The sequence below is a fragment of the Ancylomarina sp. YFZ004 genome (assembly GCF_054254355.1).
The window spans coordinates 128,722-148,860 of the sequence record NZ_JBTCHQ010000002.1 but is presented as its reverse complement, the minus strand read 5'-3'; the positions used below and the strand labels follow the sequence as shown (position 1 = coordinate 148,860).

The 20,139-nt window shown below is 36.6% G+C and carries 19 protein-coding genes; 10 read left to right on the top strand and 9 right to left on the bottom strand.

All coding sequences use genetic code 11. The annotated features are described in order from the left end of the window. Positions 1-149: 149 nt before the first annotated feature. From ACXR6G_RS03865 to ACXR6G_RS03845, 5 genes are all read right to left on the bottom strand, one after another. Positions 150-1,373, bottom strand: coding sequence for an aminotransferase-like domain-containing protein (locus ACXR6G_RS03865; RefSeq protein ID WP_458360084.1), 1,224 nt, complete (start codon positions 1,371-1,373; stop codon positions 150-152). Between the two features lie 72 nt (positions 1,374-1,445). Beyond that, positions 1,446-2,354, bottom strand: a complete 909-nt coding sequence (locus tag ACXR6G_RS03860; RefSeq protein ID WP_458360083.1) for a thiamine pyrophosphate-dependent enzyme — start codon at positions 2,352-2,354, stop codon at positions 1,446-1,448. Beyond that, positions 2,347-3,537, bottom strand: a complete 1,191-nt coding sequence (locus ACXR6G_RS03855; RefSeq protein ID WP_458360082.1) for a transketolase C-terminal domain-containing protein — start codon at positions 3,535-3,537, stop codon at positions 2,347-2,349. Before ACXR6G_RS03855 ends, ACXR6G_RS03860 begins: the two co-directional genes overlap by 8 nt. Before the next feature lie 97 nt (positions 3,538-3,634). Beyond that, positions 3,635-3,934, bottom strand: coding sequence for a 4Fe-4S binding protein (locus ACXR6G_RS03850; RefSeq protein ID WP_458360081.1), 300 nt, complete (start codon positions 3,932-3,934; stop codon positions 3,635-3,637). 80 nt (positions 3,935-4,014) lie between these two features. Beyond that, the gene (locus ACXR6G_RS03845; protein ID WP_458360080.1) at positions 4,015-4,572 is read right to left on the bottom strand and encodes a 2-oxoacid:acceptor oxidoreductase family protein; all 558 of its coding nucleotides are present in this window, start codon (positions 4,570-4,572) and stop codon (positions 4,015-4,017) included. 205 nt (positions 4,573-4,777) lie between these two features. Here ACXR6G_RS03845 and ACXR6G_RS03840 point away from each other — a divergent pair, with 205 nt between their 5' ends. From ACXR6G_RS03840 to ACXR6G_RS03820, 5 genes are all read left to right on the top strand, one after another. Continuing rightward, positions 4,778-5,236: an Lrp/AsnC family transcriptional regulator gene (locus ACXR6G_RS03840; protein WP_458360079.1), complete on the top strand. Its 459-nt coding sequence runs from the start codon at positions 4,778-4,780 to the stop codon at positions 5,234-5,236. 189 nt (positions 5,237-5,425) lie between these two features. Next, positions 5,426-5,698: a zinc ribbon domain-containing protein gene (locus ACXR6G_RS03835; RefSeq protein ID WP_458360078.1), complete on the top strand. Its 273-nt coding sequence runs from the start codon at positions 5,426-5,428 to the stop codon at positions 5,696-5,698. A 227-nt stretch (positions 5,699-5,925) separates the two neighbouring features. Further along, complete coding sequence (locus ACXR6G_RS03830; protein ID WP_458360077.1) at positions 5,926-6,855, top strand: magnesium transporter CorA family protein; 930 nt, start codon at positions 5,926-5,928, stop codon at positions 6,853-6,855. 790 nt (positions 6,856-7,645) lie between these two features. Continuing rightward, the gene (locus ACXR6G_RS03825) at positions 7,646-8,266 is read left to right on the top strand and encodes a hypothetical protein (protein ID WP_458360076.1); all 621 of its coding nucleotides are present in this window, start codon (positions 7,646-7,648) and stop codon (positions 8,264-8,266) included. Positions 8,267-8,468: 202 nt separating this feature from the next. Next, a complete protein-coding gene (locus ACXR6G_RS03820; RefSeq protein WP_458360075.1) occupies positions 8,469-10,658 on the top strand; it encodes a B12-binding domain-containing radical SAM protein in 2,190 nt (729 codons plus the stop codon). 150 nt (positions 10,659-10,808) lie between these two features. On the opposite strand, the gene ACXR6G_RS03815 is transcribed toward ACXR6G_RS03820, so the two are convergent. Beyond that, complete coding sequence (locus tag ACXR6G_RS03815) at positions 10,809-11,444, bottom strand: MarC family protein (protein WP_458360074.1); 636 nt, start codon at positions 11,442-11,444, stop codon at positions 10,809-10,811. 183 nt (positions 11,445-11,627) lie between these two features. On the opposite strand from ACXR6G_RS03815, the gene ACXR6G_RS03810 reads away from it, so the two are divergent. From ACXR6G_RS03810 to ACXR6G_RS03795, 4 genes are all read left to right on the top strand, one after another. Next, positions 11,628-12,023, top strand: a complete 396-nt coding sequence (locus ACXR6G_RS03810; RefSeq protein WP_458360073.1) for a hypothetical protein — start codon at positions 11,628-11,630, stop codon at positions 12,021-12,023. Positions 12,024-12,121: 98 nt separating this feature from the next. Continuing rightward, entirely contained in the window at positions 12,122-13,012 is an 891-nt protein-coding gene (locus tag ACXR6G_RS03805; RefSeq protein ID WP_458360072.1) for a DMT family transporter, read from the top strand. Positions 13,013-13,164: 152 nt separating this feature from the next. Further along, on the top strand, positions 13,165-14,868 hold the full coding sequence (locus ACXR6G_RS03800) for a patatin-like phospholipase family protein (RefSeq protein ID WP_458360071.1): 1,704 nt from the start codon (positions 13,165-13,167) through the stop codon (positions 14,866-14,868). A gap of 95 nt (positions 14,869-14,963) precedes the next feature. Continuing rightward, the gene (locus ACXR6G_RS03795; protein WP_458360070.1) at positions 14,964-15,725 is read left to right on the top strand and encodes an NYN domain-containing protein; all 762 of its coding nucleotides are present in this window, start codon (positions 14,964-14,966) and stop codon (positions 15,723-15,725) included. Positions 15,726-15,821: 96 nt separating this feature from the next. On the opposite strand, the gene ACXR6G_RS03790 is transcribed toward ACXR6G_RS03795, so the two are convergent. From ACXR6G_RS03790 to ACXR6G_RS03780, 3 genes are all read right to left on the bottom strand, one after another. Further along, positions 15,822-16,568: an acyl-CoA dehydratase activase gene (locus tag ACXR6G_RS03790; RefSeq protein WP_458360069.1), complete on the bottom strand. Its 747-nt coding sequence runs from the start codon at positions 16,566-16,568 to the stop codon at positions 15,822-15,824. Positions 16,569-16,741: 173 nt separating this feature from the next. Continuing rightward, complete coding sequence (locus ACXR6G_RS03785) at positions 16,742-18,016, bottom strand: double-cubane-cluster-containing anaerobic reductase (RefSeq protein WP_458360068.1); 1,275 nt, start codon at positions 18,014-18,016, stop codon at positions 16,742-16,744. Between the two features lie 199 nt (positions 18,017-18,215). Continuing rightward, positions 18,216-19,079, bottom strand: coding sequence for a DUF6398 domain-containing protein (locus ACXR6G_RS03780; RefSeq protein ID WP_458360067.1), 864 nt, complete (start codon positions 19,077-19,079; stop codon positions 18,216-18,218). A 110-nt stretch (positions 19,080-19,189) separates the two neighbouring features. Here ACXR6G_RS03780 and ACXR6G_RS03775 point away from each other — a divergent pair, with 110 nt between their 5' ends. Continuing rightward, a complete protein-coding gene (locus tag ACXR6G_RS03775) occupies positions 19,190-20,134 on the top strand; it encodes an NAD(P)-dependent oxidoreductase (protein ID WP_458360066.1) in 945 nt (314 codons plus the stop codon). The last annotated feature ends 5 nt before the right edge of the window (positions 20,135-20,139 follow it).

The following is a 20,139-nucleotide window of genomic DNA, read 5'->3' as shown; positions in this document are numbered from 1 at the left end:
TGTCCTCAGCTTTAGCTGGGGCAATAAAAATCAATTGATTCAAAATGTTTGGATAAACATATATATGATCTTTGGATTGAAGCCCGAGGCTCAGCCCCGGGCTCAAATAGATATATGCCTCTTAGGCAAAATTTCAAATCATAAAATAATTAGCAAGTTTCTCCAACAAGCATCTCAGCCTTAATAATATCGGCTATACGTTTAACACCAGTTATTGCTTTTTCGTTGTTCACGTATGAGAAATTTAAACGTATGGTATTTGTTCCGCTACCATCGCAATAGAATACATTTCCTGTTACAAAAGCAACCTTCTGTTCAATCGCTTTGTGGAAAAGTTTTAAGGCATCCATATTCTCAGGAAGAGTGATAAATAAGAACATACCACCTTCAGGGCGTGTCCATTTCACACAACTTGGCATATGTTTCTCCATCTCAGCCAACATCACATCACGACGCTGGTGATACAAATCAATCGTCTTTTGAAGATTGGATTCGAATACACCTGAATTCATATAACGAACTGCGATTTTCTGTACAAAAGTTGGTGTACACAAGTCAGCCGATTGCTTTGCAATAACAATTTTTTCATTTACATCTTTGGGTCCTAAAACCCATCCAATACGGAATCCTGGAGCAAAAATCTTAGAGAAAGTTCCTAATGTGATCACGTGATTGTCGTTATCCAAATCGTACATCATACGCTGAGGTTCACCTTCGAATCGAACTTCGCGGTAAGGGCAATCTTCAACAATCAGTACATCATATTTGTGAGCCAATGCGATAATCTCCATACGACGAGATTCTGGCATGGTAATACCTGTTGGATTTTGAAAATCAGGAATCACATAAATAAACTTAGGCTTGATACCTTCTTGCTTTAATGCTTCCAATTTAGCTTCCAAAAGCTCAGCGCTCATACCTTGCTCATCCATTGGCACACCTTCCATTTTTGCACCATAGCCTTGGAAAGCTCCAATACCACCTAAGTACGATGGAAGACCACAAATTACCACATCACCTTGGTTCACAAAAACCTTACCTACCAGGTCTAGTCCTTGTTGCGATCCAGTTGTAATGATTAGGTTATCTAAATCTGCTTTTGTGCCTTCTGCCTCATATTTCTTTAATAGGACTTCTCTTAGCTCTTTTACCCCTTCGGTTGCATCGTATTGCAATACGGCTGCACCTTCTTCGCGCAACATATCCGAAACAATTTTATCCAATGCATCTACTGGGAAAGATTCCGGAGCTGGTAATCCGCCTGCAAATGAAATAATCTCAGGGTTCTGAGTTAATTTCAAAATTTCACGGATAGCTGATCGTTTGTTATTATTGCTGATTTGGGAAAAGGTTCCTTTTAAATCGCTGATCATATTTTCTAATTATTAATTATGAATGATTAATTACAAATCATTCATAATTCTGAATTTATAATTACTAATTGCTTATAACCAATGCTTACGCATACGAGACCATTTCTTGTCGCGATGTTCAATCACAACTTCTATATTCTCATCAGTCATATGCTTGAATCGACCTTGCTTCTTTAAATAGTCTTTTACAGGAGCAAATTGCTTTGGATTACGGTTCAATTTGTATTCCCCATCCTCGAATTCTGCAAGGAAAATCAAACCACAGTCAACTGCATCCTTTGCAATCTCTACCGATGTTTCGGTTGGTGTTCCCCATCCTGTTGGACAAGATGCATACACGTGAATGAAAGTTGCACCTTTGATATGCTTGGCTTTGTTCACCTTATTCAAGAAATCTTGAGGGTAACCAATACTTGCAGTTGCTGCATAAGCAATATCGTGAGCTGCAATAATCTCGAACAAGTTCTTCTTGTGAGTAATTGTTCCAGGAAGATTCTCACCAGCTGGCGTTGTTGTTGTCTTAGTTCCGTATGGTGTCAATCCACTTTTCTGAATACCTGTATTCATGTAAGCTTCATTGTCGTAGCAGATGTAAAGAACATCATCGTTACGGTCAATCATTCCTGATAGCGCTTGGAATCCGATATCAGCAGTTCCACCGTCACCAGCAAACACAACCGTTTTTACATCTTTTTGCCCTAGAGCTTTTGCTCCAACAGCAATTCCTGAAGCCATACTTGCTGAACCAGGGAAAGTTGTAATAATAGCATTGGTATTGAATGCCATTTGTGGAAAAATAAATCCTACTGCCGACATACATCCGGCTGGTAGAGCAGTATAGGTGCGTTCACCCAATACTTTTAATGCCAATCGTACTGCAATACTTCCACCACATCCGGCGCAAGCTTTATGACCATAGAAAAATTCCTTTTCGGTCATGTTTTTGGCATTCACTTTTGGGATATCTATTAGATTAGTCATTGGTTTCTACGTTAAGGCTAAAAAATTCTACTTTTTCTTCACTCTTATTCTCAACTCCGCTGAATAGCTTGTTGAACATCTCTTCGATCTCATCTTTCGTGATATCACGTCCACCTAGTCCACCAACAAAATTGCTCTTGTAAACGTACTTGTCGATTTTAGAGATAGCTGAGTTTACATTGGTGTAAACAGTTCCTTCATATCCGAAAGAAATATCCTTATCAATCACTCCGATTGCATTCACACGTCTAGCCAAATCTTTAATTTCAGTCTCAGGGAAAGGACGCATATAACGAATCTTCAATAGACCAACTTTCTTACCTTCAGCACGCATCTTGTCAACTACCACACGAATAGTTCCACAAACACTACCCAAGGCAACAAGAACAACCTCTGCATCTTCGCAATGGTATTCTTCAACCATATCGTAGTACTTACGACCAAACTTGTCAGCAAATTCCTGATCTACATCACGAATCACATCGATAGCGTTAAACATCGCCTCGTTCTGTTGGTATTTGAATTCAGTATTATCATCTGGCTTAGAACTAAAACCTAAGTTTTTAGGCTCTTCGAAAGACATTTTGTTTGGTGTTTGGAATGGAGGTAAAAATTCATCCACCATTTTTTGTTCTGGGATATCAACCAACTCGTAAGTGTGAGTTAGAATAAAACCATCCAAATTCACCATCATTGGCGTCAATACATCTTTATGCTCAGCAATTTTGTAGGCTTGAATAATCATATCCAAAGCTTCCTGTGCATCTTCCACATAAACCTGAATCCATCCACAATCTAATAGCGAAAGAGAGTCACGCTGGTCACCGTAAATACTCCATGGCAAAGCCACCGAACGGTTGGCGTTCATCATCACAACTGGCCAACGACCACCACTACAGTAGTGTAAACCTTCGGCCATATACAATAGGCCTTGTGATGAAGAAGCTGTAAATGTTCTGGCACCAACTGAACTGGCACCCATTGTTGCTGAAATTGCAGAGTGCTCAGACTCTACGTGCATGTATTCGCCATCCATTTCACCTGCTTCGCACATTTCTGATAGGCGCTCAACGGTTATGGTTTGCGGGGTGATTGGGTAAGCAGCTACGACGTGTGGACGAGATAATCTCACGCCCTGAGCAACTGCCTCATCACCTGATATGAATATTTTATTTGATTTCATTGTTTCAATTTTTTCTGTTTCGGTTATCGGGTTTCAGTTATCGGTAATGGCTTGTTTTTTCGCTTTAACCTTTATACTTATGCCTTTAACCTTCAACTTAAAGTTGTTCTTTTACCATTTTAATTGCATCCTTTGGGCATTCGTATGCACATACACCGCAGCCTTTGCAATAATCCATGTCGAATGTGATTTTACCATTGTCTTTAACAACTGTGCCATCTGGACAAAGTAGATAGCAACGAAGACAATAAACACATGCATCGTGATCAACAACCGGACGGACTGTTCTCCATCCTGCGTTGGTCTCTGGAAGAAAACCAGCCGCGTATTGTGGGCCAGTTGGGTATTCATTTATATGAGTTGGGAATTTAAATTCCGTTTTTTTAGGTCTATCCATGATATTCAATTAAGAATTAGGAATTAATAATTACGAATTAATGATTGTCGTTTACCGGTAGGCGAAAGAATGGATGCTAATTAACAACTAACAGTAGTCTGCTCGTTGATTGCCGCAAAGGCACGATCCACAATCTTAACATTTAATTCAGCCAACTTAGGTTTCATCTCAGTTCTGATACTAGCAAGAGCTGCTTCCAAGCTTACCAATCCAGATGCAGCAGCTAAAGCGCCGTACATAGCCGTATTGGTAATAGGTCGTTTTAAGATTTCCATAGCTAAACTTGTTGCATCGATACCAATTACTTGAAATCCTTTTAGAGGCTCACGGTACTTCTCAACATGCTCTGTATTGATAAGAATTGTTGCACCCGGTCTGATTCCTTTTTCGAATCCAGGAGTCACCAAGGTCTCATCCATCACCACAACGTAGTCGCTATTCTGAACTTCACTGCGATCGTGTATCTTGCTATCATCGATTTTGGTGAAGGCTAAAACTGGAGCACCTCTACGCTCAGGTCCGAATGATGGAAATGCTAAAGCATGCTTTCCACCGTGAATGCTAGCTGCAATTCCTAAAAGACGAGAAGCGGTAAAACCACCTTGTCCGCCTCTTCCGTGCCATCTAATTTCTTTCATATCTGTTGTTTGTGTTTTGATTTTGAATTTTGTATTTCCAATCTGAGATTCAGGTTAAAAACACTTGTAAATTTACTTTAATGCCTAATTATTTACTAGTATATGGACTAAATACAGAAAACTGTTCTAGCATAGTGCAGGTTTTGAAGAATTAATATCTTTGTAAAGCTTCATTATGAGCGAATCAATAGAAAAATATTCTTTTATGGAAAATCTCGATCGTACCGATAGAAAGATATTAGAACTCCTTCAGCAGGATTGTCGAATCACAATCAAGGAGTTAGCAGAGAAACTTCATTTGACTAATACCCCTGTTTACGAACGGGTGAAAAAGCTCGAGCGAAGTGGTATCATCAAAAATTATGTGGCGGTGCTCGATCCTGAGCAAATTGATAGAAGTATGGTCGTCTTTATCTCCATTTCGCTAACGAAGCACACACGAGATGTGGTAGAGAAATTTGAAAGCGAAGTATTGGCTCTGCCTGAGGTAATGGAGTTTTATATCACCTCTGGAAACTTTGATGCGATGGTGAAGATTATGGTGAAGGATATGAATGCCTTTCAGCATTTTATTCAGGAGAAACTTTCCAAGTTCGAATACCTAACTCGCTTCAACAGTACGTTTGTGATTTCCTCTTCTGATAAGATTGGGTACGATTTATAATTGTTAATTAATAATTATGAATTAGAAATTACGAATTATGATTTTGAATATGTCTATTCTGGAAATTATGTCATTTGGGTAAATCTTTCAGTTAATGATCTTTTAAGCTATGATTAGATACGATAGAAAAGAATGAAAACTTCTCAATTTTTTTTAACTTGAAGCTGCATTCATTTTAAATATAGTGTAATGGAAAAGACTTATAAAAATTGTCAAAGTTGTGGCATGCCAATGAAGAAGGATCCTAAGGGAGGTAGTACCAATAAGGATGGAAGTAAAAATACCATGTATTGTTCCTATTGTTTTGCGGATGGTGAATTCTTGAGCCCCGAAATTGATACAGAAGAAAAAATGCAAGCCTTTTGTAAAGTGAAGCTTAAAGAAATGGGATTTCCTGGATTTTTAGCAGGTTTCTTTACCAAAGGTATTCCTAAGTTAGAGAGATGGAAATTGAAAAAATAAACTTTCTGGCTGAGTCATATACTCAGTAAGAGACTTGCCGATATTTAATAGATTATAAATAAAAGAGGATTTATAAGAATCTTGAATTGAATAATTCGATTACTTTTGCGCACGATTTAAAACAAATAATGTCATGGACGAAGGCCCGTATCATAGTAGAATAAGTGTATTAACTGATCTGTAAGGGGCAAGTCTTGTTTCCCTATGGTTCATTATAGGGAAATAAAATGATTAAAATTTTTAAAACTTTTGGGGGTTATATTGAAATCCCTAAAGCTGAAAAAGGCTGTTGGATAAATGTAACTCAACCTACTGCCGAAGAAATTCAGCGACTCCACCATGAGTTTCAGCTACCTGCTGATATTATTCAAGATATTTTAGATACTGATGAACGATCGCGTGTCGAATTCGAAGATGATTGGTCTTTGGTGATTATGCGCGTACCCGTTGAAAGTTCGGATAAGGGAACGCCATTTCATACCATACCATTGGGTATCTATGTTTCTCAAGATTTCACCTTAACCTTGTGTTTACAGAATAATGAGGTTTTACCCATTGAACAATCTTCACCTTTTAGAGAGCAGTATAGCGCTGTTTCTGATGTGTATAATTTTATACTGAGACTCTTTTTGCGTTCAGGTAATATATACCTGAAATATCTAAAACAAATCAACCAGCAAACCGCCCTTATCGAACAAGATCTTGAGAAGTCGATTAAGAATAGAGAACTAAATAAACTCCTGAAAATGGAGAAGTGTTTGGTGTATTTTATCACGTCGATTAAGGCGAATGAGGTTGTATTGGCTAAGCTTCGAAACTCGAAGAAAATAAGCAGTGAGATTAATCATGATTTACTTGACGATGCCATTATCGAAAACAAACAGGCTTTGGAAATGGCTCAAATTTATTCTGACATACAGAGTGGCATGATGGATGCTTTTGCATCTGTGATATCGAATAACCTGAATGTAGTGATGAAACAGTTGACCCTAATCTCAATTATTCTCATGATTCCAACGCTTATAGCTAGTGTATTTGGTATGAATGTGCCTAATTCATTTGAAAATTCATCTTGGGCAATGCCTACAATTATTATCAGTTCTCTTCTTTTATCTATCCTTGGTGTTTTTGTATTTCGAAAACGACAATGGATCTAAGCCAGTTGAATGTCTGCTAAATTTCCGCCTTTCTTTTTCTGTAAATTTAGATATAAAACATTTAACTCTCTATATATTAGTCCACTGTTCATGTAGTAGCTCTATATTGCTTTGTGGGGGGTGAGTTTATAAGCCAGAAATAGATACTGCTGAAAAAATACAGGCTTTCTGTACAATGAAATTGAACGAGATAGGATTTCCATGGTTTTTTAACAGGTTTGTTTACGAAAGGTATTCCGAAACTTGAGCGTTCGAAGAAAAGCTAACTTTCATTTTGTATTCAAAAAAATGGTTTTTCAGTGGAAATTACATTATAAAGCATGATGTATTCTGCATATGTGACGTTATTATGTTTTTTTAACACAATTTACATAAATTTCGCTTTCTTCGATTATGTAATGTAGTTTTTAAACATATTATTTATTCATTCTTTGGTTTTTTTTCATCCTTTTTTAAAGTATGACACTGATGAAACCTATCATTCTAGATTATTCTGTTTAGTGTAACTCACACAGCTGCTTATCAACTTTTAAGCATGTTTAATGTAATAGCAATAAGTTGTCTTAAATTGGAATAATTTCCTCATTTTCTTTACTTAAGTTTGTCATCTTTTTAAAATGAAATAAGTGTGATAATACGAGTTAATTTGTTTTTAACAATTACGATATGTTATGTCTATAGTTGAATTCAAATATTTGTTTTGTAATTATTGTTAAGTCAATATGAGGTGTTATACTTTGGATATTCATTTACAGGATTTAGGGTCAAATTATAGTAAAATGAAAACGGAATGAAAAAAATATTAATTATTAGTGTGCTAATTCTATTTGTTAGTTTGAACATCTTCGCAAGAAAGAGTCAGGTGTACAAACTTAAACTGACAAGTGTTGAGCTTAATAATGAAAATCATGGTTTGATTAAGAATAATGAAAATCATCTGGATTTAATAAATGCATGCTTTAGAGATAGTTTGGTTGATGTGGAATGGTGCCTAGAACCAACACATCTTGCCTTGAATTTAAAGAATGATTCTAACAAAAATTTCAAGATCATTTGGGATGATGTTACCTATATTGATCAGAATAATATTTCTCAAAGGATAATGCATACTGGTAGAATGATTGTAGATGTTGATGAAGTACAACTATCTACTATTGTTGTGAAGAAGAGTCGCATTAAAGATAATATTGTTCCAATAGAAAATTTAAAGTGGCATATGACACCTGTTAGTGGACGTTGGGCTTTTGATAATCTGTTTGAAAATGAAACTCAAAGCGAAATACGTGTCATGCTTCCTATTGAAATTGATTCAGTAAGGTATGAGTACTTATTTAGTTTTGATATAAAAAGAGAAGGTAGAAAGTTAAAGACCTCATTTACCGACACTTCTCTTAAGATTTATAAGTCTTAGTTGACAATTTACAACAAGAAATATTAACACGCTTTGTGTTATTGAAATTCCGGATAATTCCGGAATTTTTCATTTAAAATATTTCGTACGATCTGACTTAATCATTAAAACAAGAATTAAAAGAACGAAAGCCCTTATCTTTCTCAATATACTTGTAATTTTGCCTGCAGTTAAAGTTATATGATTTAAACGCCTACTTATTGTGAAAGATATTTTTCTTATTACTCCACCCTTCACTCAACTAAATACTCCTTATCCGGCAACGGCTTATCTAAAAGGGTTTTTTAATACCAAAGGGATTTCATCTTATCAGATGGATTTAGGTATTGAAGTTATATTAGCTCTTTTCACACGTGATAGTTTAGAGGAACTGTTCGATATTGCCTACGATACTGAAATGGTGGAGTCGGAGAATGCACAACGTATTTATGCTTTGAAGAGCGATTATCTGAGAACAATTGATGCTGTAATTGCATTTGTTCAGGGTAAGAATCAGAATTTAGCACGTCAGATTTGTACGGATAATTATTTACCACAAGCTTCACGATTCGAACAAGTTAATGAGTTGGAAACTGCTTTTGGAATGATGGGCTTTCAGGATAAGGCGAAACATATAGCTACTCTTTATCTTGAGGATATTTCCGATTTTATTATCGAGTGTATTGATGAGAATTTTGGATTTAGTCGTTATGCCGAACGTTTGGGGCGATCGGCTTCGAGCTTCGATGAGATATATGCCAGTTTAAAAGAGCAGACAACTTATATTGATGAGCTTAGCCTAAGCCTACTCGATGAGCGTTTGAAGGAGGAGCAACCTAAGCTATTTTGTTTGTCTGTACCATTCCCCGGGAATTTATATTCAGCCTTTCGATGTGCACAGTTTGTGAAGGCAAATTATCCTGAGATTAAAATTGTAATGGGAGGTGGCTTTCCGAACACAGAGTTGAGAAGTCTAAGCGATGCTCGCGTGTTTGAATTCGTCGATTTTATCACCTTGGATGATGGGGAATTACCTTTGGATCTGCTTTGGCAATATATTTCAAATCCATTAGGAGAGTGTGAACTGAAACGTACTTTTATCTGTGAAAATGGAAAAGTCATTTATAAGAATGACTCATCATTAAAAGATTACAAACAAGAAGATATAGGAACTCCCGATTACTCAGATTTACTGCTGGATCGGTATATCTCAGTTATTGAGATTACAAACCCCATGCACAGTCTTTGGAGTGATGGGCGCTGGAATAAATTGACCATGGCACATGGTTGCTATTGGGGTAAATGCACGTTCTGTGATGGCTCTTTAGACTATATCAAACGGTTTGAGCCACTAAGTGCAATAAGTTTGGTTGATAGAATGGAAGAATTGATTGCTCAAACGGGGGAGACAGGCTTTCATTTTGTGGATGAGGCTGCACCACCAGCTTTGATGAAGGCAGTCGCTATTGAGATTATTAAGAGAAAGCTTAGTTTAACCTGGTGGACCAATATTCGTTTTGAGAAAGGTTTTACGAAAGATATGTGTGCCCTTTTAAAGGCATCAGGTTGTATCGCAGTATCAGGTGGACTGGAAGTGGCATCAGATCGAATGTTAGCTTTAATTAATAAGGGAACAACTGTAGAGCAAGTGGCTCTAGTTACCAATAACCTGACAGAGTCAGGGATTATGGTTCATGCTTATTTGATGTATGGTTTTCCAACTGAAACGGTTCAAGAAACAGTTGATAGTCTTGAGATGGTTCGACAGTTGTTTGAGGCTGGTATTGTACAGTCTGGCTTCTGGCATCAGTTTGCCCTTACAGCTCATAGCCCTATTGGTCTTGATCCGGAAGGATACGGATTGAAACCTATTTATGAGAAAATTACTTTTGCCAATAACGATGTTCAGTTTAAGGATAAGACAGGAATCAAACACGATAAATTCAGTTTCGGTTTGAAGAAATCTCTGTACAACTACATGCACGATATTGGTTTTGATATGCCATTACAGGACTGGTTTGATTTTAAAATTCCTAGAACAACAATCAAGCGTGGTTTTATTCAAAATTGCTTGCAGGCTGAAGATCCATTTATGAGTAAGGCTTCTGCTAAAGTCATTTGGTTGGGAGGTTTGCCTTTGGTTTCATCTTATTCTAAAAAGAAAAAGGGACAAACTATTGAAATCTTCGAAATGAGCTTCCATAATAAAATGGGTGTAGTTGATGTGAGTATGGAAAAGGAATATGGCGAATGGTTTCTTGATATTCTTGATCGTCTTTCGATAAATAAAGAAGATACATTCACCCTTTCAACTCTTAAAGAAAGCTTTGAGTCGGAGTTTGATAATTTCGAATTATTCTGGTACTCCAAACCTGTTTTGATTCTTAGGGAGAATGGCTTGTTGGTTGTTTAGTTTCACGTGAAGACCATGTTTCACGCAAAGTCCACAAAGTTATGGCGTAATTTGTATTGACGTAGAGTCCGAAAAATGTTATGTTTTTTATCTTAGCGTTATTTGCGTTTCGTCTGCGCTCTTTGCGTGGAATATAGTAAAACTTCGCTTTTAAGATAAGCCGGCAATTTTCAAGATGCTAAGTACGGCAACTAAAATAAGCTCAATACCAATTGCAATCACAATAAATCCGATAATTCTCGAAAGAGCATTAATACCTGAGGCACCCAGCATTTTCACAATATAGTGTGACGATTTAAGAATGAGGTAAATGCTTAAACTGCTGGCCACGACAGATCCTGAGATACTTATGCAATCTATCATGCTTGAATATTCTTGATTGTAAGCTATCAGTAAGGATATAGTCCCGGGGCCAGCTAGCATGGGAATAGCTAAAGGCGTTAAAGAAATCTCTGAACGGGTATGAATATCATCTTTCACTCGTGATTTTTTCATTCCCTTGTGTTCGGTGAATTTACCCGTAAGCAATGCAAAACCAGATGAGGCAATAATTAAGCCTCCTGCAATCTTTAGTGAGTTTAGACTTATTCCAAAAAAACTAAGTAAATACTTCCCGGTAAAAAATGAGATTAGAAGAATGATGAGGACATTAAATGATGTCCAGAAAGCAATGCCGGCTCTTTCCTTTTTACTGTTGTTTTGAGTTAAGCCTACAAAAATAGGAACGGTACCTAATGGGTTCATAATTGAGAATAGAGCACCGAATGATAGAATAAATAATTCCATGTGTTTTTTATTCAAATCTAGCTAGCAGACCGCTTTTAAAGGTTAAGTCAGTGTTATTCTCTTGTTAATTTTATAGGTGAAACAGAACTAGCGAAGGGACTATAGCCTGAATTTGTTATCAGCCTAAAAACCAGTATATTTATTTAGATCTTATTCAATTATTATCAGTTAAATAAAGTCTAAATGAAAAATAAAATACTTTTAGCCCTCCGAATTTTAGTTGCAATTATTCTTGTTCAGACTCTATGGTTTAAATTTTCAGCTCATCCCGACAGTGTTTATATATTCACTCAGGTTGGCATGGAACCTTATGGTAGAATTGGTATAGGTGCTTTGGAACTTATAGCAAGTGTTTTGATTTTAATACCTCGAACTATATGGCTGGGCTCTGGTTTAGTGTTGGGAATTATAGGTGGAGCCATCATGATGCATCTCACTCAGTTGGGTGTAGAGATAAACGGCGACTCAGGGAAACTGTTTTATATGTCAATCATCACCTTTGTTTTAAGTTCTATCGTTTTGTTCTATCATCGAAAGGATATACCTATTATTGGGAAAATGTTTTTTGAGAATAACTAGAGTTTATTTAGTCTAGCTTTTTTCCTTATTTATTTTAGATGACTTGTATTACGAACTGAGAATCACACTATCTTGCAGGACCTAAAAAAATCTGTACTATGATTTGGAAAAAGCCTTGGTTTCAATTTTCTATTCTTTTACTTCTTGCCTTTGTTTGGGGGTCTTCTTTTATACTGATGAAAATCGGTTTAAGAAGTTTTACTAATGAACAGGTTGCTGGTATTAGAATGTTGTTAGCATCGCTTGTTCTATTGCCTTATTCAATAAAGAATTTGAAATATTTAAAAAAGAAGGATATAAAGAGTTTGTTGATTGCAGGTTTTATTGGGAGTTTTATTCCAGCCTTTTTATTTACGAAGGCTCAAACCCAAATTGATAGTGCATTGGCAGGTATGCTAAATTCAATGACACCTGTATTCACACTTCTTGTAGGTATTCTTTTTCATCGAACAAAATTTCTCTCATTACAGGCTTTAGGTTTAATAATGGGTTTATTAGGTGCAGTTGGTTTGATTACTTCAGGGAATGGTTTGGAAATAGGTCCTGTCAATTCATATGCATTACTTATTATATTGGCAACTTGTTTTTATGGCATTAATATTAATGAAGTTAAGGCCAGACTGTCTCATCTTTCGGGTATGCAGATTACGTCTCTAGCTTTCTTCTTTACGGGACCAGTAGCTCTAATCTATTTATTAACAACTGACTTTGCACCTGCTCTTGAAAATCCTTCATGGCCGATTCACCTGCTTGCTTTGGCAGGTTTAGGGATAATAGGAACTGCGCTAGCTATGGTATTAATGAATAGTCTCATTCGTTACTCATCGGCAGTTTATGCTTCGTCGGTAACCTATATTATTCCAATTTTTGCGATTCTGTGGGGAGTCCTAGATGGTGAAAATATTACGATTTTACATTTGGCATGTATGCTTCTTATTCTTCTTGGAGTGTATCTAACTAACAAGAAAAATAAGCTTAAAACTATTTGACCTCTTTCAAGATTCAATTTGGATTAGTTTCCGCTTTAAGGAATTCCTTCTAAACTCATTGATCTCAGCTCTTTTTTTGTTAAATTTATTCTATGAGATAAAATGCTTCTCGTAGCCTAAATTAATGTCGCATTCTTTAGAAAGGGACTCCTATGGAAGAAGAAAAGAGCTTAACCCCCAAAATTGATTTGTTTGAAAATATCGCCATTGCCTTTAGTGGTGGAGGTTATCGTGCTTCAGCCTTTGGATTGGGTGTATTATCTTATCTAAAGCAAGTTCAGTTAAAGGATAAGACTTTATTAGAGCACGTGAAGGGTTTAAGTACTGTTAGTGGTGGAACACTAATGGGAGGGGCTTATGCTTATTATATGGCAAAGGGAAGTAGATTCGAGACATTTTATAGCGACTTTTATAAGGTTCTTGATGAGGATAAACTTTTGGGACTTGCGCTCGAAAAGCTTGATTCTGATGACCTGTGGAAGGTATCCCATAAGAGGCGTTCCTTAGCTAATGCTTTTGCTTTAGCATACGATGAGCTTCTAACTCATGAAACCTTTAAATTTCTAAAACAGAATAAATCTCATCTTGAAGATATTTGTTTTAATGCAACTGACTTTTCATTTGGCTTGGCCTTTCGATTCCAAACGACCGGGCGATTTGGGAATTACCGACTTAATGGTCCATACCTAAAACAAATTGCCGATAATATGAAAATATCGGATGCCATTGCTGCTTCATCCTGCTTCCCAATCGGTTTTGAGCCCATGATAATGCCCGATGATTTTATCAGCGATCACAAATCTGAAGCTTATATCGCCTTAAAGGCGCAAAAAGAATATGAAAAGGGGGTTGGCATTATGGATGGAGGAATCGTCGATAATCAAGGGATAGGTAGTATTATAAATGCTGAAGTTAGGCGTGTGAATGAGGGAGAATCTTACGATCTAATCATGGTTTGCGACGTGGGTAGCTATTTTATGGAAGCCTGGGAACCCTCGGAAATTGAAATGGTCAGAATGGGATGGTCTAAGAGCCCTAAGCAGTTGTTTAATCTTTTGGTTGAAAAATTAAAGCTTAGTTGGTGGTTGTGGTTACCGCTTATCATCAGTTTTGGTTTGTTACTCTCCGGTTTTATGAATAGGCCATCGGTTGGACTCTTTATTGGTGGTGGTGCAATGGCTATGTTTGCTCTATTTGCGATTACTCTTAAGTATTTTATTGGTAAAATGGAAGATATATCCATTCGCTTATGGACGTGGATACTGGGGATGGTTCCCAAGTTCATGAAGGATAAAATAAAACGATTTCAGAATCTCAAACTTCGCTTGATACAAAGAATGATTGAAGAACGAGGCACCTCATCATTGCTCATGATTAGTGATATCTTCTTGAAACAAATCAGGCGATTGAATTATGATTTACTTTATAAAGATGAATGCTTGAAAAATAGAAGAATTACGACTTTGATTTATGAATTAACCCATGATCAGTATCAGAAGGGTGATTCAGATGAAAAGGAAATGGATATAAAAGAAGAGCTAATAAATGAGCCAAGTGAACTGATTTATAATTCGGCTAAGATTGCCAGTGAAATGGACACCACTCTTTGGTTCACAGAAAAGGATAAAGAAGTTTTGAGACTTAAAAATCTGGTTTCATGTGGACAATTTACGGCTTGTTATAATCTTCTGAAATATTGTATGGATTTAAAGAAACAAAAGGCAAATGTCGATCCTCAACTGCTTGATCAGATGATAAGCGTTTTTCATACTGATTGGAATGAATTCAGAAAAAACCCCTACTACTTGCATGATTGTCTTGAAATAGAAGATGATATGCTCAAAAATGTTGGCTAAATAATGAAATTGAAGCCATTTAACTTAACTTTAAGAGTTCGTCGCGTGTGAAATCATAATTATTAAAGCGATATGACTCATTTATTATAGAACACATGAAAACAAAAGATGATTTAAAACTTGCTGTTGTAATTGATGCAGATAATGTGCCTTCACGGAACGTGAAAAGCATGATGGAAGAAATTGCCAAATATGGAGTGCCCACATTTAAACGAATTTATGGTGATTGGACAAAGCCTAATTTGGCTGGATGGAAATCTGTTCTTCTTGAGAATGCCATTACACCCATTCAGCAATACGGTTATACTACCGGAAAAAATGCGACAGACTCAGCCATGATTATTGATGCCATGGATATTTTATACACCGAAAGAGTTGATGGGTTCTGTATTGTATCTAGCGACAGTGATTTCACTAGATTGGCAATCAGGCTAAGAGAATCGGGGATGAAGGTGTTTGGCTTTGGAGAACAAAAAACACCGAAACCTTTTATTGTGGCTTGTGATAAGTTCATTTACCTTGAAATTCTAAAAAGTTCGACTCATACTGAACCTTCAGTCGTTGATGAAGCGCCTAAGCAGGAAGTGGTGAAAAAGAGCCCGATATCTAAACTTGATAAAAAGATTATTCACCTGGTGGCTTCTAGTATTGATGATATCGCAGATGAGGATGGTTGGGCATTTCTTGGTGACGTTGGTAACCTGTTGATTAAGAAAAGACCAGATTTTGATCCACGAAATTATGGTTTTGAGAAGCTAACTCCCTTAATCAAATCTCTTAAAAAGCATTTTGATATCGATGAGAGAGAGACCGATAGGGCCACAATAAAACATGTGTATATCAGGACGAAAAAATAAAAATATCACGATCAATTGAAAACCTGCACTTCTAATTTGGAAGCAGGTTTTCTTTTCATCAGCTAATAAGCTTAAGGATTCATAAATACGACTTAGTTAAGATAGACCAGCCAGAATCGCAGCTCCATGCGCACCAACAAACTGTGGTTTTTCAGGTACTATAATACTCTCACCCAGAGTTTCTTCTAAAAGCTGAATCATACAACTGTTATTGGCAACTCCGCCTGCAAACATCAATGGTGTGCTTATATTTTGACGGCGAATCATACCCACGGCACGTCGACATACCGACTGATGAATTGCCAAAGCAATATCGTTTCTTTGGCATCCTTTGGCCAATAATGAAGTGACTTCCGATTCGGCAAATACGGCACACATGCTGTTGATGTCAATTCCTTCTGTTCCTTTTTGAGCTTCAGGTCCAAGGTCGTGTGCCTTGTAACCTAATGTTGTAGCCATCATCTCGAGAAACTTGCCTGTACCTGCAGCACACTTATCATTCATCTCAAATTTAACGACTTTCCCTTTTTCATTTATTGAAATAACTTTGGTGTCCTGGCCTCCAATATCTAAAACACTTCTGGTTCCGGGATATAAGGCCGTTGCTCCTGCTCCGTAAGCTTTTATTTCTGTAACAGTTGGGTAATCTAGAGCCACCTCAACAATGCCCCGTCCATACCCCGTCGCCATGATCTTATCAAAAGAAATATCCGAAATTAGTTCTTTAACTCTCTCTATAGGATCGTACCCAGAATCTGCCTGCTTACTATGGATCACTTGTCCATCTTCAAGCACAATGAGTTCAATACTTCGAGAGCCAATATCAATACCTGCTAATTTCATATGTTTTTAACTTTATAATTTTGCCATGGAACTTACCATATAATCATCTGCCTGTGTGCAGAAAGCTTTATATATGGACGTTTCATAGTTTTATATTACGTCTTGTAAGACTGAATACTTAAGAGTGAGAAACAAATTCTGTTTCTCACTCTTAAGTATTCAATAAAATTGAATTATTTAATAATTTCGACGAAGGCTTCCACACGGGTTGATAATTGGCCCATATCTTCCTGACTGTAGTCTGTTTCCAATCTCAAAACTGAAATGTCTTGCTTTTCTAACTCTTTTTCTACCGAGAAAGACTCCATAATATATGGCTGACAGAACTGAAGACCATAATGAATCACACCATCAGCATTGTATTGTTGCTTCATTTCTTTGATATGATTAATACGCTCTTGGTTTGGTGTAAATACGGCACAATCGATCTTAAGGTAGCGATCTGTAATAGAATCCATCAAGCCATCTAAGTTGTCAGCAGAATCGTCAGTCAAATTACGTTGACCACGCTCTCCAATACATGATTCTTCACCTACAATAACGGCACCTTTCGATTCGATGATTGAAGGCAATTTCCAATTAGGAATAGCCATTGGGCAACCTGAAATAATAACACGAGGGGCATTGACTTTTTTTGCTCCTTTGTTTTCTTTAACAAGCAATTCTAGTTCATCGCAAAGGGCATTAAGTTTTTCGGTGAAACGAATTGGATTATCGAGAAAGGCAATTTGATTGATTAATAAGGCATCTAAACCAGAAATTGGAGCAGGATTGGCAGAGCGAAGCATAGATAAACGACGTAGAGCTTGTCGCTTAGCATTTACAGTGGCTATTCCTTGCTTTAAATCTTCAAGGCTAATGCTTTTGCCAGTCATTTCTTCAAGTTTCTCCACAAAGCTCTTGAATTCATGCTTAAGCATATGTCTAGCCATAGGTGTTTTAGTCTGTGGCAGATCCATTTGATAGAAATTAGGAACCAAATCCTTGAAAATTTCAAATGATTTTTTCTTACCATCACACGTGTTTTCTCCAACAATCATATCGGATACCTCCATGTAAGGACAAACTTTTCCAAGTTTAAAACCAAAAAAGGATTTAATAAGTGAGCAGGTATTACGAGGGAGTACCTTCTCAACTTCTTCTTGTGCAAAATCAGCACCAGCACATAAGCCTACAGCAGTGCAACCAGCAGCTAAAACAATTTCTTCTGGAACGAAGACACAAAATGAACCAATAATTTTGCGACCTGCTTCTTGTTCTTCGCGCAATTCTTGTATTCTTAAACCATGAGCCTCACTCATTACAAAATCAAAATACGACATGCCTTCAGGTCGATTTTCTTGTGTCATGAATATAGATTGGTATGCATTTCCTAAATTGTCTAGAAGTGCGTTGTGATTGTCATGGTTTAAACCAAGCTCAGTCCACATTTGCGTGTAATCTGCCATATTATAATTTGTTTTGATGATTTGGCCGCAAAAGTAGAAAGCTTTCATACCCATTCCTAACTAAGTCCTCTCTTTTTTAGGAATAAAGGAATTATCTAATAATGAAGAGATGTAGATCATTATAAGCTTAGTTGGAACTGATTTTAAGTGTTGGTGCTGATATGTTAAGATCAGCCTGGAAGATGATGAAAATGATGAATCAATTCAGTGTGAAACCAGGTGGTTTATTCTTGTCTTTAGGGCCAAGATCATCATCAAAAAAATCCTCGTCATCAAATTCATTCAGTAATTCTCCAGTAAGATCCATAACATGAGATGAACTTTGTATATCGAACCATTGTAAGAACTCCATGAAATTTATCTCTGGAAATTCAGAATCGATATTGATATATCTTGTCAGTTCAATTTTAAATATTTCTTGGAAATTCTCGTGTAGCTCTATTTCAAGATTTGACTCCAATTCAATATCAGGAACCAGATAGATATTAAAATCCGTTTTTATATTAGGAGATAGATTGTCTATATTGGTTTGTGTTGCAACCCAATCCCAAAACTTTTGTTTAGGAATGATAGTTATGGCACTATAATCAGATTTTGGGATAATCGGGCAATCCGGGTGTCCAGCTTGCTTTAGTATCTCTTCGATCTCAGCTTCGGAAACTCCAAATTTTTTAATGATGACTTCCTTTATTTTATCTATTGGATTCTCAGAAAGCCCTGATTTAATTAGATATTCTTCACTATAAGAGCTTAATAGTAGTAAGTCTTGAATTTGTAAAGATTTGATTTCTATTGTCTTTGGGTTTGTTTCAAAGTGCCTATTGAATTCAGTATAGTTAATGTTAGGTTTTGATGATGAATAGAACAAAAAATTAATTGAACCGACAGTATGTACTATGCTGGCTGCCCATATGTTTTCTTTACCTTTAGTCAGTGGTTTGTTTGGATGCTGCTCAAGTTGATTCAATACTTTTAGACAAATTTGAGCATATTCATGACTTTTTAAGACTTCGTTGCAGAAATTGTTCAGCAGTTCCTTTATAATTTCTATTTTTGAAGACATATTTCTTGGCTTTAGATCATATTAAATTTAAGAAATATTGAGGATAAATCACTTTTAATGTGATAAATAACAATTAACGGGCTTTTACCATTCTTATATCTATTACAAAAATGAAGATCTCTATTCTAGAACCTATTGGAATTAGTGCATGCAAATTCAATCAACTGAAACAAGATTTTGAGGCGCTAGGGCATGAACTTATTTTTTTCTCTGATCGAAATGAAAATGAAGAAGAATTAATCAAACGTGCCGAGGGGGCTGACGCTATCGTCGTGAGTAATATTCCACTTTCGGCTAATTTTATAGCTAGCTGTCCTAATTTGTCTATGATTTCTGTTGCTTTTACAGGTGTTGATCATATCGATATGCTGGCTTGTAATGATAGAGATATATTAGTTAGTAATGCAGCAGGATTTTCGACAGAATCGGTAGCAGAATTGACTCTGGGAATGATTTTATCCTTGTACAGAAAAATTGTAGGTGGCGATGCGATCACGCGTTTTGGAGGTAATCGTGGCACTTTTTTAGGTACTGAGCTTAATGGAAAATGTCTAGGGATTATTGGTGCTGGAGAAATTGGTCTTCGAGTAGCAGAAATCGCTAAGGTGTTTAATTGCCGAGTATTGGCATATAGTCGAACAAGAAAAGAGGTTGAGGGTGTTGAATTTGTTGACATGTCTACACTTTTGAAACAAGCAGATATTATCTCACTGCATACACCTTTAACAAATGAGACAAAAGGAATGATAGGGGCTGAAGAATTTAAGGCGATGAAAGAGACAGCTATACTTATTAATACGGCCAGAGGGCCAGTTGTAGATAGTCAGGCACTTTGCAAAGCGCTAGAAGATGGTGAAATAGCTGGGGCAGCTGTTGATGTTTACGAAAAAGAGCCACCATTGGAGAAAGAACATATCTTATTGACGGCACCAAACCTAATTATGTTACCGCATTTGGCATTTGCAAGTCACGAATCATTCGATAAGCGTATCGATATTGTGATGGATAATATTAAGCTTTGGCTTGAAGGAAAACCTCGAAATATTATGAATTAATTTTT